At 32.8% G+C, this 25,989-nt stretch carries 28 protein-coding genes; 27 read left to right on the top strand and 1 reads right to left on the bottom strand.

Going from position 1 to position 25,989, the window contains the following annotated elements:
• The first annotated feature begins 7 nt into the window (after positions 1–7).
• The 15 genes from BN1075_RS18850 to BN1075_RS18780 all read left to right on the top strand — a co-directional run bounded on the left by BN1075_RS18850 (position 8) and on the right by BN1075_RS18780 (position 13,383).
• Positions 8–733 (top strand): DUF881 domain-containing protein, encoded by a 726-nt coding sequence (locus tag BN1075_RS18850; protein ID WP_040194873.1) that lies wholly within the window; start codon positions 8–10, stop codon positions 731–733.
• Between the two features lie 17 nt (positions 734–750).
• Positions 751–1,092, top strand: coding sequence for a small basic family protein (locus tag BN1075_RS18845; protein ID WP_040194872.1), 342 nt, complete (start codon positions 751–753; stop codon positions 1,090–1,092).
• Positions 1,093–1,103: 11 nt separating this feature from the next.
• Complete coding sequence (locus BN1075_RS18840; RefSeq protein WP_040194870.1) at positions 1,104–1,817, top strand: DUF881 domain-containing protein; 714 nt, start codon at positions 1,104–1,106, stop codon at positions 1,815–1,817.
• A 196-nt stretch (positions 1,818–2,013) separates the two neighbouring features.
• Entirely contained in the window at positions 2,014–2,676 is a 663-nt protein-coding gene (locus tag BN1075_RS18835) for a YggS family pyridoxal phosphate-dependent enzyme (RefSeq protein ID WP_040194869.1), read from the top strand.
• Positions 2,677–2,690: 14 nt separating this feature from the next.
• Positions 2,691–3,149: a cell division protein SepF gene (locus BN1075_RS18830; protein WP_040194868.1), complete on the top strand. Its 459-nt coding sequence runs from the start codon at positions 2,691–2,693 to the stop codon at positions 3,147–3,149.
• 204 nt (positions 3,150–3,353) lie between these two features.
• Positions 3,354–4,130, top strand: a complete 777-nt coding sequence (locus BN1075_RS18825) for a YlmH family RNA-binding protein (protein ID WP_040194867.1) — start codon at positions 3,354–3,356, stop codon at positions 4,128–4,130.
• Between the two features lie 12 nt (positions 4,131–4,142).
• Positions 4,143–4,748 (top strand): DivIVA domain-containing protein, encoded by a 606-nt coding sequence (locus tag BN1075_RS18820; protein WP_040194866.1) that lies wholly within the window; start codon positions 4,143–4,145, stop codon positions 4,746–4,748.
• Positions 4,749–5,104: 356 nt separating this feature from the next.
• Positions 5,105–5,797 carry a 5'-methylthioadenosine/adenosylhomocysteine nucleosidase gene (locus tag BN1075_RS18815; protein ID WP_040194865.1) on the top strand — a complete coding sequence of 231 codons (693 nt, stop codon included), beginning with the start codon at positions 5,105–5,107 and terminating at the stop codon, positions 5,795–5,797.
• A gap of 10 nt (positions 5,798–5,807) precedes the next feature.
• Entirely contained in the window at positions 5,808–6,608 is an 801-nt protein-coding gene (gene aroF, locus BN1075_RS18810; protein WP_040194864.1) for a 3-deoxy-7-phosphoheptulonate synthase, read from the top strand.
• 45 nt (positions 6,609–6,653) lie between these two features.
• Positions 6,654–7,094, top strand: a complete 441-nt coding sequence (gene lspA, locus BN1075_RS18805) for a signal peptidase II (protein WP_040195335.1) — start codon at positions 6,654–6,656, stop codon at positions 7,092–7,094.
• Positions 7,094–8,008 (top strand): RluA family pseudouridine synthase, encoded by a 915-nt coding sequence (locus tag BN1075_RS18800; RefSeq protein WP_040194863.1) that lies wholly within the window; start codon positions 7,094–7,096, stop codon positions 8,006–8,008. Before lspA ends, BN1075_RS18800 begins: the two co-directional genes overlap by 1 nt.
• 10 nt (positions 8,009–8,018) lie before the next feature.
• A complete protein-coding gene (gene pyrR, locus BN1075_RS18795) occupies positions 8,019–8,558 on the top strand; it encodes a bifunctional pyr operon transcriptional regulator/uracil phosphoribosyltransferase PyrR (protein WP_040194862.1) in 540 nt (179 codons plus the stop codon).
• 11 nt (positions 8,559–8,569) lie between these two features.
• Positions 8,570–9,685, top strand: a complete 1,116-nt coding sequence (locus tag BN1075_RS18790) for a THUMP domain-containing class I SAM-dependent RNA methyltransferase (protein ID WP_040194860.1) — start codon at positions 8,570–8,572, stop codon at positions 9,683–9,685.
• 214 nt (positions 9,686–9,899) lie between these two features.
• Complete coding sequence (locus tag BN1075_RS18785) at positions 9,900–11,603, top strand: ABC transporter ATP-binding protein (protein ID WP_040194859.1); 1,704 nt, start codon at positions 9,900–9,902, stop codon at positions 11,601–11,603.
• Between the two features lies 1 nt (position 11,604).
• Entirely contained in the window at positions 11,605–13,383 is a 1,779-nt protein-coding gene (locus BN1075_RS18780) for an ABC transporter ATP-binding protein (protein WP_042387458.1), read from the top strand.
• Positions 13,384–13,411: 28 nt separating this feature from the next.
• Here the strand turns inward: BN1075_RS18780 and BN1075_RS18775 are convergent, their stop codons facing one another.
• The gene (locus BN1075_RS18775) at positions 13,412–15,160 is read right to left on the bottom strand and encodes an Rqc2 family fibronectin-binding protein (RefSeq protein ID WP_040195333.1); all 1,749 of its coding nucleotides are present in this window, start codon (positions 15,158–15,160) and stop codon (positions 13,412–13,414) included.
• A 379-nt stretch (positions 15,161–15,539) separates the two neighbouring features.
• Between BN1075_RS18775 and recQ the strand changes: the two genes are divergently transcribed.
• The 12 genes from recQ (at position 15,540) to BN1075_RS18715 (ending at position 25,706) form a co-directional block, all read left to right on the top strand.
• Entirely contained in the window at positions 15,540–18,026 is a 2,487-nt protein-coding gene (gene recQ / locus BN1075_RS18770) for a DNA helicase RecQ (protein WP_040194857.1), read from the top strand.
• A gap of 151 nt (positions 18,027–18,177) precedes the next feature.
• Positions 18,178–19,005, top strand: coding sequence for a diaminopimelate epimerase (gene dapF, locus BN1075_RS18765; protein ID WP_081911661.1), 828 nt, complete (start codon positions 18,178–18,180; stop codon positions 19,003–19,005).
• A gap of 163 nt (positions 19,006–19,168) precedes the next feature.
• The gene (locus BN1075_RS18760; RefSeq protein ID WP_042387456.1) at positions 19,169–20,683 is read left to right on the top strand and encodes a GspE/PulE family protein; all 1,515 of its coding nucleotides are present in this window, start codon (positions 19,169–19,171) and stop codon (positions 20,681–20,683) included.
• Positions 20,673–21,860, top strand: a complete 1,188-nt coding sequence (locus tag BN1075_RS18755) for a type II secretion system F family protein (RefSeq protein WP_040194856.1) — start codon at positions 20,673–20,675, stop codon at positions 21,858–21,860. The genes BN1075_RS18760 and BN1075_RS18755 overlap by 11 nt, the downstream gene beginning before the upstream one ends.
• Before the next feature lie 22 nt (positions 21,861–21,882).
• Entirely contained in the window at positions 21,883–22,335 is a 453-nt protein-coding gene (locus tag BN1075_RS18750; RefSeq protein WP_040194855.1) for a pilus assembly FimT family protein, read from the top strand.
• Positions 22,313–22,759, top strand: a complete 447-nt coding sequence (locus BN1075_RS18745) for a hypothetical protein (RefSeq protein WP_040194854.1) — start codon at positions 22,313–22,315, stop codon at positions 22,757–22,759. Before BN1075_RS18750 ends, BN1075_RS18745 begins: the two co-directional genes overlap by 23 nt.
• Positions 22,743–23,249 carry a hypothetical protein gene (locus BN1075_RS18740; RefSeq protein ID WP_040194853.1) on the top strand — a complete coding sequence of 169 codons (507 nt, stop codon included), beginning with the start codon at positions 22,743–22,745 and terminating at the stop codon, positions 23,247–23,249. Before BN1075_RS18745 ends, BN1075_RS18740 begins: the two co-directional genes overlap by 17 nt.
• The gene (locus tag BN1075_RS18735) at positions 23,246–23,716 is read left to right on the top strand and encodes a hypothetical protein (RefSeq protein ID WP_040194852.1); all 471 of its coding nucleotides are present in this window, start codon (positions 23,246–23,248) and stop codon (positions 23,714–23,716) included. The genes BN1075_RS18740 and BN1075_RS18735 overlap by 4 nt, the downstream gene beginning before the upstream one ends.
• Positions 23,713–24,435: a hypothetical protein gene (locus tag BN1075_RS18730; protein WP_040194851.1), complete on the top strand. Its 723-nt coding sequence runs from the start codon at positions 23,713–23,715 to the stop codon at positions 24,433–24,435. The genes BN1075_RS18735 and BN1075_RS18730 overlap by 4 nt, the downstream gene beginning before the upstream one ends.
• Positions 24,436–24,518: 83 nt before the next feature.
• Complete coding sequence (locus BN1075_RS18725) at positions 24,519–24,962, top strand: hypothetical protein (RefSeq protein WP_040194850.1); 444 nt, start codon at positions 24,519–24,521, stop codon at positions 24,960–24,962.
• Entirely contained in the window at positions 24,949–25,341 is a 393-nt protein-coding gene (locus BN1075_RS18720; protein ID WP_040194849.1) for a hypothetical protein, read from the top strand. The genes BN1075_RS18725 and BN1075_RS18720 overlap by 14 nt, the downstream gene beginning before the upstream one ends.
• Positions 25,342–25,418: 77 nt before the next feature.
• Positions 25,419–25,706: a MetQ/NlpA family ABC transporter substrate-binding protein gene (locus BN1075_RS18715; protein ID WP_040194848.1), complete on the top strand. Its 288-nt coding sequence runs from the start codon at positions 25,419–25,421 to the stop codon at positions 25,704–25,706.
• Positions 25,707–25,989: the final 283 nt, after the last annotated feature.

Below are 25,989 nucleotides of genomic sequence, written 5' to 3'. Positions count from 1 at the left end.
TGAGGCTGTGAAAAAATTTATTTCTCAATTAACAGTGGGATTAGTATTCTTAATTTTTGGTTTTATGATAGTTATTCAATTAAAATCTATAAATGCACAAAACTCAGTTGCAGTAGATGGAAATAGTCAAAATCCTGAAATATTATTAGAGAATGAACAGCTGAAAAAAGAAAGAGAAGAATTACAAAACAAAGTAAATGAACTGTCAGCAAGGGCATCGGAATACGAGCAGTCCATTGCTAACGAAAGTAAGAATCAGGCATTATTAGATGAGTTACAAAAAACAAGGGCAAGAGCTGGCCTGACAGATGTAAAAGGTGAAGGAATTATAATTTATATTACTCCAAAATCAAATCCCTTTGGTGCTACCAATAATAAGGGATACCCTATTAAGGATTTTGATCTTCTTACAATCGTAAATGAATTGTATGCTGCTGAAGCAGAAGCAATTTCAATAAATGATATAAGGCTAGTTGCAAATAGTGGTATACGTTCTGCTGGAAATGCAATTGTAGTTAATGAAACTAGAATTTCACCTATGGAGCAGGTGGTTATTAAAGCAATTGGAAGTCCTGCTCTGTTAGAAAATTCCTTAAAGTTTCAGGGGACAATTTCAGCAGATTTACAATATAATTGTGATGTTACATATGATAAAAAGGATGAAATAACTATAAATAAAGTTTCAACTCCGTTGGAGTTTAAGTATATTGAAGAAGTTAAAGAAAATGAATAGAGGGTAGGAGGAAAAGGATGATAGCAGTAGTCGGACTAATTATTGGAATAATTTTAGGAGTTGCCTTTAATATCAGCTTTCCAGCAAAATTATCACCATATATATCAGTTGCAATATTTGCATGTATAGATTCCATTTTTGGAGCTGTAAAAGCCACCTTAAAAAAGGATTTCAGAGCAGATATCTTTATTTCAGGCTTCTTTGGAAATGCATTCCTTGCTGCCTTTATGGTTTATCTTGGGGATAGACTTGGAATACCAGTTTACATTGCCGCACTTATTGTATTTGGACAAAGAATATTTAATAATTTCGCTGGTATTAGAAGATTATTGATGGATAGAATAAAAGTACATCATTAAGGAGAATTTAAATGCGCATTAATGAGGCAAATATATTTCTATTTATTGCTACAGTAATCATTGGAATTTTAATTTCCATGAATCTGAATTTGTCTGGGAAGGCAAAATTCCTGGATTTAGAGCAATATCAGAAAGCATATAAAGAAAGAGCAAAGCTTCAAAGCCAAATTAGTGATTTGGAACAGCAGCAGGAAGAATTAAATGATAAAATAAATGGATATGATAGATTTAGCAGGGATATTGACGAAGTGGTTGCAGAAATGGAAAAAGAGCTTCGTTATAATGAGATGGCCTTAGGTCTTACTCCTGTTAAAGGCGATGGAATTAAGATAACCTTAGATGACTCACCGGAATTCAAGGTTGGAGGAAAATATACAAACTCCATGCTTATCCATAATAGCGATATAGTTAAAGTTATTAACGATTTAAGAAATGCTGGTGCTGAAGCTATAATGATAAATAACCAACGTGTTATATATGATTCCTATGCAAACTGTGGTGGAGCAACAATTGAAATAGACGATGTTAAATTAATAAGTCCATTTTATATAACAGCCATAGGAAATCAAGAAGTTTTGGACAAATTTATTGAAACACAGGAAAATCACGTTAAAACTCTTATTTTTAGAATGTGTACAGTAAATATAGAGTTAGTTTATGATGTGGAAATTCCAGCTTATAACGGAAAATTGGATATAAACCATATGAAAGAAGTTGCAAAGTAAAATTATTAGAAAAAATTTTAAAAAAGTTTAATTTTATTAAAGGTTTTTTTTATTTGACGTAGAATAAAAGTAGGTGAGAATCATAACTTGTGTAAGTGATACATCAAATCTTTGATTTGAGTGGTAGAACTTACTCCTCCGAATGAATATGAGGTGGAGTTACATATTAATTACATAGGAGACAGGAGGGGTAATTTTGTCTATTAGTGAAAATTACTTAAGGCTAAGAGATGATTTGCCAAAGAATGTTACCTTAATCTCTGTATCTAAAACCAGAGCAGTTGAGGAGATTAAAGCTGTCTATGATGTAGGTGAAAGAGATTTTGGTGAAAACAAGGTTCAAGAGATGATGGATAAATATGAACAGTTACCTAAGGATATAAGATGGCATTTAATTGGGCATCTTCAGCGTAACAAGGTGAAATATTTAGTAGGTAAGGTACATTTAATTCACTCGCTTGATAGTGTAAGACTCTTGCAGGAAATTGAAAAGCAATATGAGAAAAGTGAGCTTATTGCCAATACTCTAATCCAGATTAATATTGGAAGGGAAGAAAGTAAAACGGGTATTCTTTTGGAAAATCTCGAGGAGCTTTTGCAGGCATGTGAAGAATGTCATTTTGTAAAGGTGAAAGGGATTATGGCAACAATACCAATTGGAAATGAAGAAAGTTCTATGTATTACTTTACAAAAACTAAAGAGGTTTTTGATGAACTTAAAACAAGAGAGTATAAGAATATAACCATGGAAACCCTGTCAATAGGTATGAGTAATGATTATAAAGTCGCTTTGAAAGCAGGTTCAAACATGGTTCGAATAGGTACGGGGATATTTGGAAAAAGGAATTATAATTTGTAGTTGGAGGTATATTTATGGAAATTTTAAAGGGATTAGGCAGAATGATGGGTTTTGAAGATGAGGAAGATGATGATCTATACGAAGATGAAGAAATAGAAGATACTTATGAAGATGAAAGAGAGGAGATAGAAATAGAACCTTTTGTAAATAAAAAGCAAAATAAAATAGTTAATATTCACACTGCATCTTCATCAAAGGTTGTAATTAGCAAGCCTAACAATTATGATGAAGGGCAAATTATAGTAGATAATTTAAAGTCAAGAAAAATTGTTATTGTTAACTTAAATAATATTGGTGATACTAAAGAGGGACAAAGAGTATTAGACTTTTTAATAGGAGCTGTCTACGCGTTAGAGGGTGGACTTCAATCTGTTGAAAAGGGTGTATTTATTCTTACTCCTTCAAACATTGAAGTTAGCAATGAATTAAGAAGTGAATTAACTAACAAAGGAATATTTAGCTCATTTAAGTAGGAGTGAAAGTTAAGGTAGGTAAGGAAACTCCTTCTCGCTTTAGCTCAAAGGAGTAAGTTCGAGAAACTAAATCAAAGATTTAGACTCTCACTTAACTTCGCCTTAACCAAATATAAAATTTGAATGGTAATAAGGAAACTCATTCTCACATACGTTCGAATGAGTAACTTCCACTTACCAAATCATAGATTTGGAGTGTCACTTATGGATAAAAAGGTATTTTTAGATATGTTTAGGGATCAGGATAAGAATTATATATCTGGTCTGTATGAAGATGTTGAATTGTGTAGAAATATTGAAGTGCCTATATATACTAAGGATTTTTTAACTCCAGATATCTATATGAAGCTTAAAGCCAATGAGAATAAATTGGGTGTTATGGTTCAAGGTAATGGAGTTTTTGAAGACTGTGAAAGGAGAATGGTTAAATTCTCCGTGCATCAAGATACATCGGAAGATTTCGAATTGGATGTTTTGATTGTTACTAATAAATCAAAATTTAAGGAACTTGGACATAGGGATTACTTGGGCTCAATTATGGCTCTAGGAATTAAAAGAAATTTATTTGGTGATTTAGTAGTAGAAGGTAATAAATGTTACATACCTGTAGCATCTTCAGTTAGCAATTATATTATAGATAATTTAAACCAAATAGGAAATTGTCCTTGTACTGTTGAGATTTTGAATGAGGATGAAGAACAGCTTCCAAAAATAAATTTTAATGAAAAAAATATTATAGCAACTTCTCTTAGAATAGATAATGTGGTTCCAGGGATATGTAATATCTCTAGAGCGAGAGGAACTGAACTTATCAATGGTGGTGCAGTACTTTTAAACTATCAGATATGTGATAGAAAGGATAAAATAGTAGAAATTAATGATACTATTACTATAAGAGGCTTTGGAAAATTTAAAGTTAGGTCTATCATTGGTGAAACTGGAAAAGGCAGGATTAAGTTACTTGTTGGTAAATATATATAAGGGGTGAAGGTTATGAAGATGACATCTATGGACATAATGAGCCGAGAGTTCAAAAGAAACATGAGAGGGTATAACATGGACGAAGTTGATGACTTCCTAGAGAAGGTTGCAGAAGACTATGAAGCGTTATACAAAGAAAATGCTATTTTAAAGGAAAAGATGGATGTTTTTCAAGATAAATTAGATCACTACTCAAAAATGGAGAGTACAATTCAAAGTACTTTATTATTAGCTCAAAATGCTGCAGAGCAAGCAAAGCAAAGTTCACAAAATGAAGCTGAATTAATTCTTAAAAATGCCAATGACAGTGCTAAGAAGATTATTGATAAAGCTCATCTAAGTGTTTTAAATATTAATGATGAATTTGACAGAACAAAGCAAGAGTTTGCTAAATTCAGAAGTAAATTTAGAAATTTTATGGTTACTCAAATGGAAATGTTTGAAGCTTTAGAGAAGGATTATGATAAAAATTATAATATTTCTTCAGTTATACCAGAAATAGAAAAAACTCAAGAGGTTCCACTTAATATAGGGGCTAATGAAGCAAAAGAGCCAGAGGTATTTGAGTATAATACTGCAGAGCTTGAAGATATAAAAAGTTTTTTTGTAGATAAATAATATTTTTATGAGTTGTGAAAATGAATTTATATCTCCTTGACATGCATATGGGGAGTTATTACATAAAAGAAATCTCACTATAAAAAGTGAGATTTTTTTATTCCTTCAATCTATTGACATGAAGCCTAACATATATATTATAATATATGTAGTCTATAATGGGGAATAGTGTTATTTTAATGAAGAATGAAGTATTAAAGATTAAGAATGATGGTTGAAATTCCTCCGAAATTTCTTGGTTTTGATTACTATTTTAGTAGCTATAGAATTAGTAAAATAATAATCTATGTATAAGAGTTAGAATATCACTTAAAGTAAATAATAATGGTTATAAGAAAAGCAAAGGAGAATTTATTATGAGAATAGGAATAATTGGAGCTATGCCTGAAGAGGTAGCATCTTTAATAGCAGAGATGAGCATAGAGAAAAAAGTTAAAAAGGCTATGATGGAGTTTAATCATGGTCGCATTTATGATAAAGAGGTTGTAATTGTTGTAAGTGGAATTGGTAAGGTTAATGCAGCAGTATGTACTCAGATTTTAGTAGATGATTTTAATGTAGATGCTGTAGTTAACGTAGGTATAGCAGGTGGAATTGGAACAAATATTTATCCTGGAGATGTGGTTGTTGCTACAGATTTAGTACAGCATGATATGGACACTACAAGCTTTGGAGATAAACATGGTCAAATACCAAACATGGATGTGTTTGATTTTAAGTGTGATGAGAAATTAGTAGAGCTTGCAAAGAAAGCTTGTGAGGAAATAAAAGATATTAATTCATTCTCAGGAAGAATAGTTTCTGGAGATCAATTTATTGCAAATGTTGACAAGATAAGATGGCTTAGTGAAGAGTTTGGAGCTTTATCTTGTGAGATGGAAGGTGCAAGTATTGCTCATGTTGCATACTTAAACCATAAGCCATTTGTTGTAATCAGATCTATTTCTGATAATGCAAACAATGGTGCACATATGGATTATGAAAAGTTTAAAGAGATATCAGTTAAGAATTCAAATAGAATTTTAAGAACAATGTTACAAGCAATGTAGGTGATATTATATGAAAAATTTACTAGCCGATAAAAGCAGTGGAGAAGATATAATCGTTAAGGTTAAGGATGTAACTATTGGTGGAGGAAATTTAACCTTTATATCTGGTCCTTGTGCAGTGGAAAACCTTGATACTTTAATGGCAATAGGTGAAGGTCTTAAAGCACAAGGTGTTCACATGATTAGAGGTGGAGCCTTTAAGCCAAGAACTTCGCCTTATGATTTTCAAGGACTTGGCATTGAAGGATTAAAGATTCTTAAAGCCGTAGGAGAAAAATACAATATGCCAGTAGTTTCTGAAGTTATGGATGCCAGCCAGATTGAAGAAGCACTTAAATATGTGGATATGATTCAGGTTGGTTCTAGAAATATGTATAACTATACCTTTTTAAAGGAACTAGGTAAGCTTCAAGTGCCAGTTTTATTAAAAAGAGGTATGAGTGCTACTTTATCTGAATGGATTTATGCAGCGGAGTACATACTTAAAGAAGGAAACATGAATGTTGTTATGTGTGAAAGAGGTATCAGAACCTTCGAAACCATAACAAGAAATACTCTGGACTTAAATGCAGTTGCAATGATTAAGGAACATTATAGATTACCTGTATTAGTAGACCCAAGTCATGGAACTGGAAGAAGAGAATTAGTTAAACCAATGAGTATAGCTGGAGTTTCAGCTGGAGCTGATGGTGTGATATTAGAAAGTCATATTACTCCAGATAATTCTGTATCCGATGCCAGACAGACTATTAATATAAAGGCTGTAGGGGAAATTATGGAGCAGTGTAAAATAGTAAGAAGTGTATTATAACAACACTTTGCGTTGAAAGATGAGGGGATTATATTGAGTTTAACCATGATAATTATAGCCTTAGGCTTAGTTTTAGATAGGCTTACTAAAAAGTGGGCAGTTGTTTCTTTAAAGGGGAATGATGCAATAGTTGTTATAAAGGATTTCTTTGGTTTTGAATATCTTGAGAATCGTGGAGCAGCCTTTGGAATGCTTCAGAATAAGCAGTGGCTGTTTATAACAATAACAATAATAGTTGTAATATTTATGATAGGTTATTTAATTAAGAGAAAACCAACCTTCAAATTAACCTATATTTCAATGGGATTAATTATAGCTGGTGCAATAGGAAATCTTATTGATAGAATAGCTTACAAATATGTTATTGATTTTATATTAGTTCATTATAAGGATGTATATTATTTTCCAACCTTCAATGTAGCTGATATATGTGTTTGTGTTGGTACCTTTTTCTTATTAATATGTATACTAAAGGATGAGATCTAATGGAATTAGAAAAATATATAATCGATGAAAGCCAAGTGGGAAAAAGACTTGATGTATTTGTCAGTGAAACCTGTGATAATATGTCCAGGTCTTTTGCACAAGGTATAATAGAAAAAGAACAAGTTAAAGTAAATGATAAAGTGAAAAAAAGTAATTATAAGCTTCGTTTAAAGGATGAGGTTTCCATTGAGAAGTCAGAGCCAGTAGAACTTCAGGTTGAAGCAGAAGATATTCCTTTGGATATAGTTTATGAAGATAGTGATATAATTGTTGTAAATAAACCTCAAGACATGGTAGTTCATCCTGCCCCAGGGAATTACAACGGTACTTTAGTTAATGGTCTGCTTCATCACTGTAAAGATTTATCAGGGATTAATGGAGTTATAAGACCAGGAATAGTACATAGAATTGACAAGGATACTTCAGGAATCTTAGTTGTTGCTAAAAATGATGTAGCACATAATTCTTTAGCTGCTCAGCTTAAGGATCACTCCATGAAGAGAACTTATTATGCCATCGTTGAAGGTATAATAAAGGAGGATGAAGGTACTGTACAAACCCAAATTGGAAGACATCCTGTGGAGAGAATAAAAATGGCTGTAGTAAAGGATGGAAAGGAAGCTATAACTAACTATAGAGTTCTTGAAAGATTTAAAAAACATACTTTAGTAGAGTGCCGATTAGAAACAGGAAGAACACATCAAATCAGAGTGCATATGGCATATTTACATCATCCTTTAGTTGGTGATTTAGTATATGGCCATAAGAAGCAAAGATTTAAACTTCAGGGTCAGGCCTTACATGCTAAAAATTTAGGACTTATACATCCAACCACTGGAGAATATATGGAATTTGATTCAAAGCTTCCAGAGTATTTTGAAGAAGTATTAGATAAATTAAGAAAAGAAGTTTAGGAGGAGAATTATGGAACTGAAATCTGTGTTACTTGATGACAAAGCCATTAAAAGAACACTGACAAGAATAGCCCATGAAATCATCGAAAAAAATAAAGGTGTTGAAGATTTAGTATTAATCGGAATTAGAACTAGAGGAGTGCCTATAGCTAAAAGGATTGCAAATCTTATAGAAACCTTTGAAGGAGTTTCTGTGGAAGTGGGCAGCGTTGATATCACAACTTATAGAGATGACTTAAAGAAACCAGAAGAACTTAAGCAGCATAACAGCGTTGAAGTGAACTGTGACATCACAGGAAAGAAAATTATTCTTGTGGATGACGTATTGTTTACTGGAAGAAGCGTTAGAGCGGCCATAGATGCAATTATTGATAAAGGAAGACCACAGATGATACAGCTTGCTGTTTTAGTTGACAGAGGCCATAGAGAGCTTCCAATAAGAGCAGACTATGTAGGAAAGAACATACCAACCTCTAGAAAAGAAGATATAACAGTTCAGCTTGTAGAGAAAGATGGTATGGACTTAGTAAGTCTATATGAAAACAATTAGGAGAAAAATATATGTTTAATATAATTGTAACTACTACCTTTGGAATAGAAGCTATCACAGCCAAGGAACTGAAAAATCTTGGCTATGAAGATCTTAAGGTGGAAAATGGGAAAATTGTTTTTGAGGGTGATGAAATGGATGTTGCTATTTGTAACATTCACCTTAGAACAGCTGAAAGAGTATTTATTCAAATGGCTGAATTTAAAGCCACTTCCTTTGAAGAGTTATTCCAAGGAACAAAAAAAGTTGACTGGGGTAATTTAATTCCATTAGACGGCAAAATGCACATAACAGGAAAATCAGTAAAATCAACATTACATAGTGTTCCTGATTGTCAATCTATAGTTAAAAAAGCTGTAGTTGAAAAAATGAAGGAAAAGTATAATACGAACTGGTTTAGTGAGGATGGTCCAGTTTATAAAATTGAAGTTGGAATTTTAAAGGATATAGTAACCCTCGCGCTTGATACTTCAGGAGTTGGACTTCACAAAAGAGGCTACAGAGAAAATGCTGGAGCTGCACCTTTAAAGGAAACCTTAGCAGCAGCTTTAGTGCTTATTTCTAAGTTTAATGGAGATGAGATTTTAATAGATCCATTCTGTGGTTCAGGTACGATTCCAATAGAAGCTGCCTTAATTGCTAAAAATATTGCTCCAGGAGTTAATAGACACTTTGTAAGTGAAACTTGGCCGTCTTTTGATAAGGAGATGTGGGATCAGGTTAGAGAAGGAGCTAAAAGAGCTGTCAATAAAAAGGAATTTGTTATTCAAGCTTCTGATATTGACGGAAGAGTTTTAAGAACAGGAATGAACAATGCTGAAAAAGCTGGCGTTAAAGATTATATTAACTTCCAAAAGCTTGATATGAAGGATGTTAGAAATAGAAAAAAATGTGGAATGATTATTACAAATCCACCATATGGAGAAAGACTTCTTGATGAAAAGGAAGTTCAAAATCTATATAGAACTTTTTCGAAGGTATATTCCCAGTTAGATGATTGGTCATGCTATGTTTTAACTTCCTATGATGATTTCCAAAAGACCTTTGGAAGAAAAGCCGATAAAAATAGAAAGCTTTATAATGGAAGACTTCAATGTTACTACTATCAATATAATCCAAAGAAATAATTAATGTGAAAGCACCTCAATTTGAATTGCCCTGTCTACTTGACAGAGAGCATATCAAATTTGAGGTGCTTTATTTATAATAAAAATAAATAAGAATTTAATTTTTACTCTGATGGATTTTTATGGTTTTTGATACAAATTTGGTATATAATATTTAGTATAACGAAATAAATTTATATAAAGATTAGTAGAAGGAGTTTTGGGTGGAAGACATATGAGACAGATTTTTAGTTATTTAAAACCCTATAAGTGGGGGATGATTCTGGGACTTATTATTAAATTTACAGGAACAATTGTAGAACTTGCTCTTCCGTGGATATTATCCCATATGATTGATGACATAATCCCTTTAAAGGATATTAATCTTGTAATTCTTTGGGGTGTGATTATGTTTATATGTTCTGTCATTGCAGTAACCTTTAATATTATAGCCAATCGGATGGCTTCTAAGGTTGCAAGAAATTCAACAGAAAGAATAAGAAATGATTTATTTGCAAAGATGATAACTTTATCAGAAAATCAAGTAGATCAGTTTACTCTGCCATCCTTAATTTCAAGGGCAACCAGTGACACTTACAATATTCATCAAATCATTGGAATGATGCAGAGATTAGGTGTAAGGGCACCAATTATATTATTCGGTGGAATAATTATTACCTTAACCTTAGATCCGGTACTTACTTTAGTAATGCTTGCCGTAATGCCAATAATATTTGGAGCAATAATGTACGTTTCAAAAGTTGGAGTACCAATGTTCACCATTGTTCAGAAAAGAACTGATGACTATATCAGAGTTCTTCGTGAAGATGTAACTGGTATTCGTGTTATAAAAGCACTATCTAAGGAAAAATTCGAGAAAAATAAATTTAATGAAAAAGCAAAAGCTGCAATTGATGAGGAGAAAAAAGCAGGTATGGTGATGGCTGTGCTTAATCCTATTATGAGCTTATGCCTGAATGTGGGAACAGTATTTGTTATTTTAGCAGGAGCTTATAGAGTTAACAGCGGAGCAATAAAACCAGGTACAATAATTGCATTTTTAACTTATGTTACCTTGATTCTTAATGCGCTTTTATTTATTTCAAGATTGTTTACAATGTACTCTAAAGCTAGTTCATCAGCTAGACGTATTACAGAAGTTTTAAATGCGCCAGAAGAGCTTCAGGTGAAGCATAAGCCAGAAGGAGATAAAGGATTTGCAATTCAGTTTAAGGATGTAAACTTTTCATATAATCATAATGAAGAGAACGTTAAAAATGTGAACTTCTCAATTAAAAGAGGAGAAACCTTTGGAATTATTGGCTCTACAGGAGCTGGAAAATCAACTTTAATAAAACTATTAATGAGATTTTATGATGTAGATTCTGGAGCCATTTATATTGATGGACAAGATATTCGTTCCATAGAAACAAAGGAGCTTCGAGAAAAGTTTGGAGTTGTATTCCAAAATGACTTTATCAGCACAGATACCATATATGAGAATATTAAATTTGGAAGAAATCTTGAAAAAGCAGATGTTGAAGCAGCAGCAGATTACGCCATGGCAAGAGATTTTATAGAAGGAAAAGCTAGCGGCTTTGAAACAAAGGTTGCTGTTCGTGGTGCTGACTTAAGCGGTGGTCAAAAGCAGAGAATGATTATTGCCAGAGCACTAGCGGCCCATCCAGAAATCTTGATTCTAGATGATTCATCAAGTGCACTGGATTATAAGACGGATGCAGCTTTAAGAAAAAATCTCAGGGAACATTTCCAGGAAACTACTACTATAATGATCGCACAAAGAATCAGCTCCATCATGCAGGCTGACCACATTTGCGTTTTAGAAGATGGAGAAATTGTTGGTTATGGAACACATGAAGAGCTTATAGAAAGCTGTGACATTTATAATGAAATCAGCAAATCACAGATGGGGGAATAGTATGAGTATTAATAATAAGGATGGACATTCATCTCCTTCAAAACAATCAAAAAAGCATACTTTAAAAAGGGTAATGTCATATCTTTTTGAATATAAACTTTTAATGCTGGTAGCAGTGGTTTTATCCATAGGTTCAAATATGTTTGCCTTAGTTGGACCAATGATTTCAGGTTATGCCATTGACAGCATAAGCTTTGGAAAAGGTGCAGTGGACTTTTCTAAAGTATTTTATTATTGTGGTTTAATGATAGCTTTCTACATTGCGTCAGCTATCCTTGCATACATTTTAGCAGTGTTGATGTTGGAAATAAGTAAAAGAATTTCATTTAAACTTCGTAAGGATTTAGTGGATAGGCTTATATCACTTCCAGTAGGGTATTTTGATACCCATGCTACAGGAGATATTTTAAGTAAAGTATCCTATGATGTGGATACCTTAAATGCATCTTTAACTTCGGATTTAGTTGCTATTTGCTCCAGTGTAATAACTGTGGTAGTATCTTTTATCTCCATGGTTATGATTTCAAGGCGATTAGTATTGGTATTTGTTGTTACAGTGCCAATAACAATTATTATGACTAAGAAAATTACCAAGTTAACCAGGCCGATGTTTAGGGGACGTTCTAGGAAGCTAGGGGAATTAAATGGTAAGGTGGAGGAGTTTATCTCTGGTCAGAAGACCATAAAAGCTTATCACCAAGAGGAAAATACAAAGGAAAAGTTCAGAAAGAAAAATGAAGAAGCTGTAAATGCATATTATAAGGCTGATTATTATGGCTCAATGGTTGGACCTTCAGTAAACTTTATGAACAACCTGTCTTTATCTTTGATAAGTGTCTTTGGAGCTTTAATGTATCTCTTTGGAGAAATGACAGTGGGAAGTATTTCTTCCTTTGTACTGTACTCTAGAAAATTCTCAGGACCAATTAATGAAGCAGCAAATATTATGGGAGAATTCCAATCCTCATTGGCTGCAGCAGAGAGAATCTTTAATTTAATGGATGAAATGAAGGAAACGGCAGATAAACCTAATGCCATAGAACTTCAAGATGTTGCAGGCAATGTGAAGGTAGAGAATATTTCCTTCGGGTATAACAAAGAAAAAATTATTCTTAAGAATCTTTCTATGGTTGCTCCAGCTGGAAGTATGGTTGCTATTGTTGGGCCTACGGGAGCAGGAAAAACTACTCTAATAAATCTTTTGATGAGATTCTATGATGTTAATTCAGGCTCTATAAAGGTTGATGGCAATGATGTAAGAGCTGTTACAAGAGAGAGTTTAAGAGGTGCCTATGCCATGGTGCTGCAGGATACCTGGCTATTTGAAGGAACTATCTTTGAAAACATTGCTTATGGAAATGAAAAAGCTACCATGGAAGAGGTAGTTGAAGCAGCAAAGGCGGCTAGAATTCACTCCTACATTAAAAGACTTCCTAAGGGATATGATACCATCTTAACTGATGATGGAACTAATATCTCTAAGGGACAGAAGCAGCTTTTAACCATAGCAAGAGCAATGCTTCTTGATGCAAAAATCCTAATCCTTGATGAAGCCACTTCAAATGTTGATACAAGAACAGAGATTCAAATTCAACAGGCAATGAGAAATCTCATGAAGGATAAAACCTGCTTTGTTATTGCTCACAGACTATCAACTATTAAAAGTGCAGACCACATATTGGTGGTAAGAGATGGGAATATTGTGGAGCAGGGGGATCATAAGAAATTGTTGAAGCAAAAGGGATTTTATAGTCAGTTATATTATTCACAGTTTGAATAAAAAAAGCGAGGATTTTTCCTCGCTTTTTTTAAACTTCTTTAAGCTCCAGCTTTACAGGATCAACGTAAATAGTCTTATTAGTTGAATAAGTTACCATTCCAGGTTTTCCTTTTGCCATTTTCTTAACGTTCCTAACTTCTGTATAATCTATTGGCACTTTAGTTGAGTTTTTAGCTTTACTGTAATAAGCTGCCAGAGTTGCACCTTCAAGGAGAGTTGAGTCTGGAATTTCTCCCATGTTTTTAATGATTACGTGTGAACCAGGTACATTTTTAATGTGCATCCAGATATCGTTATTGTGGGCAAATTTAAGGGTTAGAAAATCATTTTGGATATTGTTTTTTCCTACGTAGATATCTATGCCGTCACTAGAGATAAAGTGAAGTGGCTTAGATGGTTTATCCTTTTTACCCTTCATGGTTTTTTTAAAGGCAATGTAACCTGTTTCCACAAGCTCACTTTTAATATCTTCTAAGTCCTTGTAGGTATCCGCATTTTCAATGTTAGTTAAAACTGATTGCAGGTAAGCAAGTTCACCTTCAGCTATTTCAATTTGAATATAGGCATTTTCCTCTGCCTTCTTCAATTTATTATATCGCTTATAATACTTTTGGGCATTTTCAGAAGGAGTTTTATTAACATCTAAAGGGATCTTAATATATTCGCCTTCTTCACTGTAGTAATTTAGAACTTCTACTTCTTTGTCACCTTTTTTTATGGCATATATGTTAGCTGTTATAAGTTCACCATATAAACTGTATTTTGGTTTTTCTTCACATTCCTCTAGAGTTGAATTAAGAATTTGAAGTTTCTTTTCAAGCCTATCAATATTATTGTTAACTAGCTTCTGCATGTCGTGGCTTCTGCCTTGAAGTCTATTTACTTTATCACGGGCATGGTAGAATTCTTCAAGTAAGGTACTAGGAGATTCAAAGGATGTAAACTGGCCATCCTTTTGTAGAAGATAATCCAGCTTTACGCAGTGGAAATCCTTAAGTTCTCCGTTTACAGTGTAAGAACCTAACACATATTCTCCACTGCTAGCTCCTGCAAAGAAATCCACTAAGAAATCATAAATTTCTTTTAAGTTATTTACACTTAATTCTATGTTATTTTCCTTTAATTTAAAGAGAATTTCCTTAGCAACAGGTGCACCAATTCCATCAACCACCTTTGTAAAGAACTTTTCATTTATTTCAGCCTCTTCAGTGAAGGTTTCTAAAACTTTCTCCTTAAAGCTTTCAAAGGAAATTTCAAAGATATCAGCTTTATTGCTGGCAGGTGGGTATACATAGTTTACTCCAGGATATAAAACTCTGTAGCTGTTTATATCTGGGGTGATATGCTTAACACAATCCATCACAAGACCATCTCTTTCACGAACCAAAGTAATGTTACTATGACGTCCCATGATTTCAACCATTAAGGTGTATATGCTGTTAAAACCTAACTCATCACTGCTTTCAAAATCTATCATCAGCACCCTGTCATTATTAAGCTGGCGGATGTCCTTCACCACAGCAGTGTTTAAGTATTTTCTAAGAACCATACAGAAAACAGGTGCCTTCATAGGACTTTCCTTAGTGTAATTAATAAAGTTTACTCTAGGGTAAGAAGCATTTGCACTTAAGAGAAGTCTCACATTTTTTCTGTTTATTTTAAAAGAAAGAATTATTTCATCCTTTTCAGGCTGAGTTATCTTATCAACTCTTGTATTTATAAGGGTATCCTTAAGTTCTTTAATAAGAGCTCTTAAATATAGTCCATCTAATGCCATATCAATCAATCCTTTCATGAAGTTTTAAAGGGATATAACTGAAAACTCCTTAGGAGTTTCAATAATAATTTTTCATCCTTAATTCTTCATTTTTCATTTCAATTATCTAACATTATAACACTATTTCATCATATTGGAAACTTCTTAACATCTTCATGAAAATTACAAAATGTGGTTTAAGGAGTTTTTTAGGACAATACTTTTAACTGATGGTATAATAGTTTGTAGAAATGTGAGGAAGCTCCTTCGAAATGAAAGTGGAAAAAATACTCTTATAGGGTATGTCCTACTAATCAAATCAAAGATTTGGAGTCTCACTTAACTTCGCAGTATCTAAAATAAGATTTGGATACTCACTTAAAATAAAGGGTGTGAAGAATTGCAAAGCAGAATTTATGAGGTTTTAGAAAAATACTATGGTTATAAGGAGTTTAGAAAAGGACAGAAGGAAGTAATTGAGCACATTTTAAGTGGAAATGATGTTTTAACTATCATGTCTACAGGTAGTGGTAAATCTATTTGTTATCAGGTGCCAGCGTTAGTTCTTGATGGACTTACCATTGTTATTTCTCCTTTAATCTCTTTAATGAAGGATCAAGTGGATGCCATGAGAGATATGGGTATTCCAAGTGCATATATAAATAGTTCCTTAAGTACGACCGAGTTTAATGAAGTCATGGAAGGAATAAGAAATGAAAAATATAAGATATTATACATAGCGCCAGAGAGACTGGATAGTTATGAGTTTTATGGTGTGGTTGCAGGAGTTAATATTAGTCAGATTGCCATCGATGAGGCTCATTGTGTATCTCAGTGGGGGCATGATTTCAGATCTAGCTATAGAAGAATTTCAGGATTTATTGATAGATTAAATAAGAGACCAATAATTACAGCTTTTACTGCCACGGCTTCAAAGGAAGTACGTCAAGATATTGTTAAGCTTTTAAGGCTTCAAAGTCCAAAAATATTCATAACAGGTTTTGACAGGGAGAATCTTTCAATAAATATTATAAAAGGTGAAAATAAAAAGAAGTTCTTGATGAAGTATCTGGAGAAAAATAAAGAGAATTCAGGAATAATTTATGCAGCCACAAGAAAAGAAGTAGATAATATTTATAAGGACCTTTATGAAAAAGGCTTCAGTGTTGCAAGATACCATGCGGGGTTATCCGATGAAGAAAGAAGCAACAATCAAGAGGAATTTATTTATGATAGAATAAAGCTTATGGTTGCAACCAATGCCTTTGGTATGGGAATTGATAAATCCAACATCAGGTATGTTATCCATTATAATATGCCAAAGAATATAGAGGGCTATTATCAGGAGATTGGAAGAGCGGGAAGAGATGGAGAGAAAAGTGAATGTGTACTTTTATTTGCTCCAGGGGATATCCATACCCAGAAGTACTTAATTGAAGTTGGAGTTGAAAACCCAGAGAGAAAGAATAATCAGTATAAGGCTCTTCAGCAAATGGTTGATTTTGTGTACAGTAATGACTGCTATAGAAGCTATATCCTTAATTATTTTGGAGAACAGTATGGAGAGCAATGTGGCAACTGTAGTAACTGTTTAAATGAAGGAGAAATACTAGATAAAACTGTAGATTCACAAAAGGTTTTATCATGCATATATAGAATGAAGAGGAACTTTGGTTCCACCATGGTTATTGATGTCCTTAGGGGCTCAAAGAATAAGAAGGTTTTAGACCTTAATTTTAATGAACTTTCTACTTATGGAATCATGAAGGATTATTCAGCTGATAATCTTAAAAACTTTATTAACACTTTAATATCCCATGGATATTTAAGTCAGATGGAGGGAACTTATCCAGTACTTGCTTTAAATCAAAAATCCATGGAGGTTTTACGAGGGCAGCATAAGGTTCTGTTTAAAGAGTTTAAGGTTCAAGAGAAGAAGTCTGTGAGCAACGAGCTTTTCGATCTTTTAAAGGAGCTTCGTTTCAATATGGCAAAGGAAGCAGGAATACCTCCTTATATTATCTTTGGAGATGGTACATTAAGGGAAATGAGTTCAAAGTATCCTCAAAGCAAAGAGGAGTTCCTAGAGGTTTCTGGAGTTGGAGAAGTGAAGTACAATAAGTATGGAGCAGCCTTCAAGGAAGTTATTAAGAATTATATAAAGGAAAATAAAATTGAGATAAAAGTAAAACAAAAATCCACCGAGGATAAAGTTGTGAAAGAAGAGTCAGAACAGGATGTTGAAAGCAGGATTGCAGCGGCTTTAACTCAGGATGAAAATGATTTTTATGTAACCACTGATGAGGAGCTTTTTAAGGCGCTGCTTAAATTGAGGGAAGAGCTTTCACAAAAGGAAGGTGCATATCCACCAGGTCTTATTTCAAAGAATACCCTTAAGGAGATAAGTGGCAGATATCCTGACTCCATGGAGAAACTAAAGGATATAGGAGGCTTTGGGCCTAAAAAGATAGAAAAGTATGGAGCTGCAGTTTTAGAAGTTGTGAATGACTATACAGCTGAAAAGCAGTTATTCCCGCAGTGGGAAGAGAAGAAAAGAAAAAGGCTGGTCCTTGATGGTGAGGAAAGAAAAAACAATCAGATAGCCTTAGATATGCTTAGTCAAAATAGAGAGTTAAAGGAGATTTCAGAAGAACTTGAGGTTTCAATTTCCACTATTTTAGGCTATGTTACAGATTATATAGATGAGTTTGGTAGACCTGAATTTAACCTGGATTTATCTGAGCTTTTCACAGAAGAAGAGGAAGCGGTTATAATGGAAGTATGTGAGAGAGTAGGTTATGATAAAGTCAGCAAGGTAAAGGCTGAACTTCCAGATACTATTAAATACGAAGCTATAAGAGCGGTTATTCTTAAAAATTATAAGTAAGCATCCAAAAGTGACACTCCAAATCTATGATTTGGTATAGTGGAACTTTCACAGAGTGCATCTTTGATTTAGTTACTTGAACTTACTCTGTAAGAGTGCTTATTCGAATTAATATGAGAAGGAGTTTCATCTAGAAGTTAGGAGTGATAATATGGAAATGTTAAATTTTATCAAAATGGAGGGTGCAGGAAATAATTTTGTAGTATTTTCTGACCTAGAACATAGATTTAAGGATTTAAATGCTTTGGCTGCAAAGCTATGTGATAGAAATTTTAGTATTGGTGGAGACGGAATTCTTGTTGCTAGAAGCTGTGAAGAAGCTGATATTGAAATGATTATTATAAATGCAGACGGCTCTTATGCAAGTATGTGTGGAAATGGTATTAGATGTTTTGCCCGTTTTGTGTATGAGCAGGGGTTAGTGAATAAGAAGATTTTTAATGTTTTAACTGGCGATGGAGTTAAGAAGTGTGAGCTGATTTTTAAGGGTGAAGAATTTGAAGGTGTTAAGATTAATATGGGCTTTGGAGATTATAACCCAGTGAAAATACCAGCAGACACCAAGGGAGAAATTATTGAAAGAGTCATTGAAGCAAATAATAAAAATTACACTATCAGTAGTATACATTTAGGGGTTCCTCATACAGTAATATATGTGTCAGAGGAAGAACTTAATGTGAAGGAAGGTGCAGCGATTGAAAAACATGAGCTGTTTAAGGAAGGCACCAATGTTAATTTCTGCAGAGTGATAAATGAAGGAGAAATTAAGGTTGATACGTGGGAAAGAGGTGCAGGTCCAACCCTTGCCTGTGGAACAGGCTGCTGCTCATCAGTGGTAATTAGCAATAGACTTGGCTTGGTTGGTGATAAGGTAAAGGTTATTGCTCCAGGAGGAACTCTTTTTATAGAACTTGAAGAGCAGGGGGTAATGATGACTGGACCAGCTAAGAATGTCTTTAAGGGAGTAATTGAAGTTTAATTAAGGTTAAAAATGAAATATATAGGTAAGTTGAGACTTCTCCATACTGAGTGTGGAGAAGTTTTTATATTTATTGGATATATTTTTATTATTTCTGTTTATCATTAGCAAAATTTGGGAAAGAATTTAATGTTTACAAAATTTTCAAAAAGGAGCTGGTACCTTGGAGTTTTATGATTTAGATACAGTAGAGATTAATAAAGAAGCCCTAAAGCACGTTTCTAAGGATTTGTGCGATGAATATAAGGTATTTCCCTATGATATTAAGGGGAGAGAGCTTTATTTAGCAGCCTGTGGAGATTTATCCATGGAGCAGGTAAAATACTTAAGCTTTTTAATCAGAAAAAATATTAAGGCTGCTGTGGGAAAGGAAGAGCAGATAACTACCTACATCAATAGATTCTATGAGGAGAATTATAGAAAAGCTCTGGTGAGTAATTTTAAGTTGAGAGATGATAAAAATAAGGAAGAGGATTTAAGGGGAGCTAAGGGACCTATTGTTTTCTTAGTGGATTCTATTCTAAGAGACGGTGTAATGAAGGGAGCTAGTGATATTCATATTGAGCCTGTTATGAACAGTGTAAGGGTAAGATATAGAGTTGATGGGGTCTTAATTAAATCCTCTACGGAAATTCCAAAGGATATTTATGAGAATATTAATACTAGAATTAAGGTAATGGCTCAAATGGACATATCAAATAAATACGAGGTCCAGGACGGAGAAATAAATATGAAAATTCATGGAGATAATTTTGACTTCAGAGTTTCTAGTCTGCCAACTATCTATGGAGAAAAATTCGTTTTAAGAATCTTAAAGAGGAATGGAAATTTATTAAAGTTAGATACTTTGGGCTTTGGCCAAGGTGATTATAAGATTTTAATGAATGCACTTAAGTTTAAGCAGGGGCTTATCATTATTACAGGACCTACAGGCAGTGGTAAAACCTCTACTCTTTATGCCATGATAAGAGAACTAAATAAGGAAAGCAGGAATATTATCACTGTTGAAAAGCCTGTGGAGTGTACCATTGAAGGAATAAATCAGGTATCCATAGGAAGTAAGGGAAATCTAGAGTATGGGAAGGTATTAAAGGCTGCTTTAAGGCAGGACCCAGATGTAATTATGGTAGGGGAGATTATTGATAAGGACACTGCAGAAACTGCTGTAAGAGCATCTTTAACTGGACATTTAGTTCTAACTACTCTTCATACCAATGATGCCAGCAGCACCATAAATAGACTTACGGATATGGGAATAGATCAGGAACTTCTTAATAGTTCACTACTCATGGTTATTGCTCAAAGATTAACTAGGACCATTTGTGAACATTGTAAAATTGATTATGATTTGTCTTTAGAGGAGAAAAAGCTCTTAGGTGATGAGAGTGTAGTTATGAAGGCTTATAAAGGCATTGGCTGTAATAAGTGTAATCACACAGGCTTTAAGGGCAGAACCATTGCATATGAAGTTATGGTCATTGGAGAAAAGGTTAAAGAAGCTATTAAAACTAAGGATGATAATTTAATTAGAGAAAGTGCAATGAAAAATGGCATGGTAACCTTAGAGGAATATTTCAAAGCATTGGTATTAAATGGAACCACCACAGTTGAGCAGTATGTAAGCAATATGCAGGTGTATAGTATCGAGAGAGCTATTGGTGGTGACTATGGAATATAAATTCAAGGGAATTAATGATGAAGGAAAAATCGTTAATGGCTCCATTAATGAGGAAAATCAGTGGGGAGCTATAAGTAAGTTACGTGAAGATGGAATAACCTGCATTAGCTGTGAGGGAGAAAGTGAACAGGCTGAAAAAGGGGCTGAAGAAAAAGTATCCTATAAGGATATAGTCTTATTGAGCAGAACTTTGAAGAATAATTTAAAATCAGGGATTCCCATAACAATCTCACTTAAGCTTATTGGCAATCAGATAAAAAGAAAAAAACTTGCATTAACTTTGAAAAAGGTGATTTTCTACATTGAAAGAGGCAGCACCTTAACTGAAGCCTTAAGCAAGTGTGGAAGAACCTTTCCGAGGATGTTTATTTCAATGGTAAGCATTGGAGAAGAAAGTGGAAAGCTGGAGGAGGTCTTTAGTAACTTAGAAGTTTATTATACAAAGGAAGAAAAGCGAAGAAAGACTATGGTCAATGTAACCATATATCCGTTGCTAATTTTTATAGCTTCAGCAATAGGAGCATTTATAATAATTACAAAGTTTATGCCTAAATTTTTCGCTAATGCAGGGGTTCATAAGTCTCAGGTTCCAGCAATAACAAGGTTTTATATGACTTTGGCGGATACACTTTTAAATCTTGATTACCTTGTAATTCCCATTGTCTTTGCTTTTATTGGTATAGCGTTAATTTCTTATAAAAAATTAGGGTATGGTGATTCTTTAGATAAGTTTAAGCATACCAGTTTTTTCACCAAGGGAATTTGTATAAAAAGCTTTAGTTGTAGATTTACAATGTCTTTGCGTATGATTATTACCTGCGGGATTGATATAAAAAGTGCCTTTAAGTTATTGGTAAAAACTGAAGGATCAGCTTTTATAAAAGAACGGTATTTTAGCGGAATAGAAGAGCTGGAAAAAGGAGTTGTTTTAAGTAAGGTAATAAGAAATTTTAACCTATTTCCAGAAGAGTTCTTAGTAAGTGTTTTATTAGGAGAAGAAAGTGGAGATTTAGAGCAGGTTCTATTAAGATATAATGAAATCTTTGAGGAAGAGCTTAATAGCAAGATAGATTTAATGGTTAAGTTGCTAGAACCAGGTCTTATTATATTAGCAGGACTCTTTTTATTATCCATTTATGCAGCAATTTTACTGCCTATTTACGGAATATATTCATGAGAAGTTTTAGGAGGAAGCAGTATTGAACAAAGAAAATAAGGGCGGAGGGAAAAAGGGATATACTCTTTTAGAACTCATAATTGTCTTAAGCATTATGTCTATAGGAACCTTTATAATTTCTCCTAATTTAAAGGTGTTTTCAGAAAAAAAAGAAAGAATTGAAATGGATTATGCAGTAGACGGACTTATAGAGTTTATTAATGAAGGAAAGTCCTATGGAAGATTAAAGGATAAAAGCGTTGCAGTGAAATTTAGAAGCCAGGACGTTGTTTTAATGGAGAACTTAAAAACTATTGACAAGTTTACCCTTCCACCCTCTGTTTACGTTATAGCAGGAGAGAGCATAGATATTAGCGGTATGGGAAAGATCAAGAAAGCACAATCCATAAAGATGTATAGTAAAAGTGGTATAGTTGAACCAGAAACAATAACTATAAAGGTGGGGACTTCTTATGTCAGCAGGCAGAAAAAATAAGGGTGCAACGTTAATTGAAGTAATGACAGCTTTGTTTATTGTAGTCATAACAACAGTAACTGCAGCAACTGTAATTACAGATACAGCTAGAAGTCGGTTGTCTCAGCAGGAGATAATGGAGGGTGTTAATAGATTAGAAACTGTGAAAAAGCTTCTTTTCTGTAATTATTCCTATGATGAAATAAAGGAGGCACTTAAGGACAATCAGGTATATTTTAATTCCAACATAATAAATAATATAAATTCTACTGAAATCAATATTTTAGGGCAGGTACAGCCTCAGAAAAATGGATACCCATGTGTAAAGCTTCAAGGTAGTGAGAGACAGGGTGGAACCATGAAAATAATTATTTCATATGTTTATGAAGATGGTAATGTGATAGAAAATGTATTTTATAAGGGGAATTATGAAGAGAAGCAATAAAATTAAAAAGAGTATAAGGAAAGAAGTATTCAAAATAAAAGGAAGCTTTAGAAAAAACAAAGGAAAAAGCCTCATTGAGCTTATGACAGCTTTATTTATTTTTGTTTTAGTGACTTTACTTATTAATAATATATATAGCAATACAATGAACCATTATTTTGTCAGCAGAAAGCTGGATAATTCACAGATTTCACTATATGAGGCTTTAATGCATATAGATTATTATGTTAATTTTTACGGTGAAAATCATTATATTCAGGATGAAAGACTTTATGTAGAAGCAAAAAATGGAAAAAGGCAAAACTACTTTTATCTTTTTAATTCAGAATTAAGAGTTGCATATAAAAACGAAAGTGGAAATGGATATACATCACAACCACTATTGTATGGAGTTGAGAAGTTCAATTTAAGTGAAAATGAGAAGGTAATCTTTGTTGAAATTGTTACTGAAGGTGGTGCAACCATGAGAAAGGCTATGGGAAGAATATGAAGCTGTCAGTTATTTCAAAGAAAAGGTCAAGGAAAGGCTGGATAGTGATTTATGTTCTTGTGATATGCTCGTTAGTAACTATAACTATTATGAATACCCTTGGCGGTCTGGAACGCAGAAGTGTTTATATAGGTAATTATATGAATAATATATTAAAGGAAGATTTAAAACAAAAGAAAAAAGAGTATTTGATGACTGAATTCAACACGTATTTTGAAGAACATATAGATGAAATTATAGAAAAAGGCATTGAAGAGTATTTTAAGAAGGCTGACATTAGCAAGTATCTAAGTTCTATTGAAAGAGATGGTTTGAAATTTAAAGAGGGATGTAATATAGAGTTTGATACAGGCAAAAATTTGTTTGAGGTTAATGTGGGAACTTTTATTTATAGATTTTATCCAATAATAGATGATTCTGAAGTTCAGTATAAATTTATTGTGATAACTGATGAGGAGGGAATATGAAAGAAGCAAAAATATTAATTAATACTGAGGGATGTGAAGATTTTTTAAAACCACTAAAACCAATGGAAAGTTTATATGACCAAGAGCATGAAGCTTTCAACATTAAAGGATTAAAAAGTCGAAGAGTCCAGCTTATTATTGAGGGAAAGGAGCTCTTAATAGAGGAGATTGCTATACCAGGTGGAAAAAGAGGATATATCGAACAAATGGTTGAATGTGCTCTGCTCGAAAGATTTCATTCCTTAGATGAGATAGCTTTCGACTATAAGGTGATTTCTAAGGGTAGAAAGCAATGGAGGGTACTTGTATATTGTATAAATTTATCAAATTTAATATTGACGGAAAAAGAAAATTTTCATGGAGTTCACATAGAGTCTATTAAAGTAATTCAGCAGATATATGGTGAAGCTTTTAGAAGAGCTTTAAAAAAGAAGGAGTTCTATGGTTTAGTAGTAGTGAGAAATAATTTTTATTTCTTTCATGTGAAGGGTAAGATACTTTATGAGAATCGTGTGGAAGAGTTTGAAGATATCTTTGAAATAAGTGATTTCATTGGAAGTATATGCAGAAAAAAGAACCATCCCAAGGTTATATATCTTTATGAAGCAAATCCATCAAAGGAAATGAGTGAAATTATTTCTAGAATAAATCAAGTGTACATATTTAATGTTTTTATTAAAGAAAGAGAAGAGAAGCTTTTAGGATTTGTTAGAAGATGACAAACTTTAATAACTATAAAATTAAAGAGGAACTTATTTACTAACTAGGTATACTATATTATACAGGTTTTAGCGGAGGCAGTATGAAGGAACAGTTTTATCCAAAATGGTTTAAAAGTGAAATAGAATTAAAACAGAAAAAACAGTTGAAGAATCTTTTTATTCTTTCTTTAGTTTTTATACTTATTAGTGCAGTCAATATATATAATGGATTAATGGAAACAAAAGAGTTTAAGAAAACGATGAGAGAAAATGAAGAGTCAGTTCTTCAAGAAGAAACCTTTATAGTTCTAGATGAATTTAATTTATTGTATGATACTTTAAAGGGAAAAAGGGAACTTATTAAAGGATTAACAGTTTTAAGAGACACAATACATTTAGAAATTTATGCTGAAAATATAAAAGAGTATGGTTCAATGATAAAAATTTTAGAGGAAGCCTTTATTATAGAAGAAATTAGTTCTTTAATCATTGACGAAGATAAAAGGTATTTTAAAGTAAGGATGAAAAATTATGAATTTATATAGATATAAGACCATACAGCTTTTTATCATTAGTATTATAGTCGTAGTGTTTTCTGTTCCTTTTTTATTAAAATATAATTTTTATAAATTGAAGAAGGCACAGTCCTTTGAAAGGGACCTAATTGTTGGAAATCAAGAACTTAAAAAAACTGAAAGGGTAAGTTTATATAATTTGGTTGAAGTCATTGAAGAAAAGGAGTTATTTAATCTTGAAGGAATCAATATAAAAGATGACTTTAAAGAGGTTGTCTTAAGCTGTGATAAAGAGATAAATGTTATTAAAAAGAACTTGGAAGATTTAAAAGATAGGAATTTAGTTAAGGATATAATTGAAATTGATTACAATAGAAATCTATGGATAATCACAGTTATCTTTAATTGAATTGAAAATAATGTAAGGCCTTCATTAAAATATAAGAGGAAATGATAAAAATTAACTATTTTTATTGAATATACCAGATGAAACTACATAAACCAATAGTTGGAAGTGCAATAAAGCCGTTACTTGAAGTAGAGGGGTATAAAGTAGAGATAGTTGAGTTTACAGATTATATTTTATCTAATACTGCCCTTGCTTGCAGAAGGCGATTTAGATGCAAACTTATTTCAACACGTGCCATTTTAAAATCTACAGTTAAAGAGAAGAACTATGATTTGACTTATAGGGCTAAGGTTCATCTTGAGCCAATGGGAGTTTATTTTATATTCTCCATATTTTCAAATATTTATGGGGAATATGATTTTTAATAGTATCAAAATAAAAAAAATGGGTATCCTATAGAAGTAAATTTGCATAGGAGTAAAATTTGAAATAAAAAACTTGAAAGTTTTAATTTCTAAGGTTATAATGTGTTTGCAAACTATGCATACTTTTGGTAAAATATCATTGTTAATGAAAAATAAGCTTTTATCTTGATGTTTATTACGATGAAGTAATATAATATTAAGAAGAAATTATAGCTATTACATGTTTATTATAACAATGGAGTGTATTTATACATATGTGCTTAAAGTATTAAAAGTTTTTAAA

This window comes from Clostridium culturomicium, from assembly GCF_000821305.1.
Classification (GTDB): domain Bacteria; phylum Bacillota; class Clostridia; order Clostridiales; family Clostridiaceae; genus Clostridium_J; species Clostridium_J culturomicium.
Note: the sequence above shows the minus strand (reverse complement) of the source record. Positions and strands in the feature narration are given on the sequence as shown.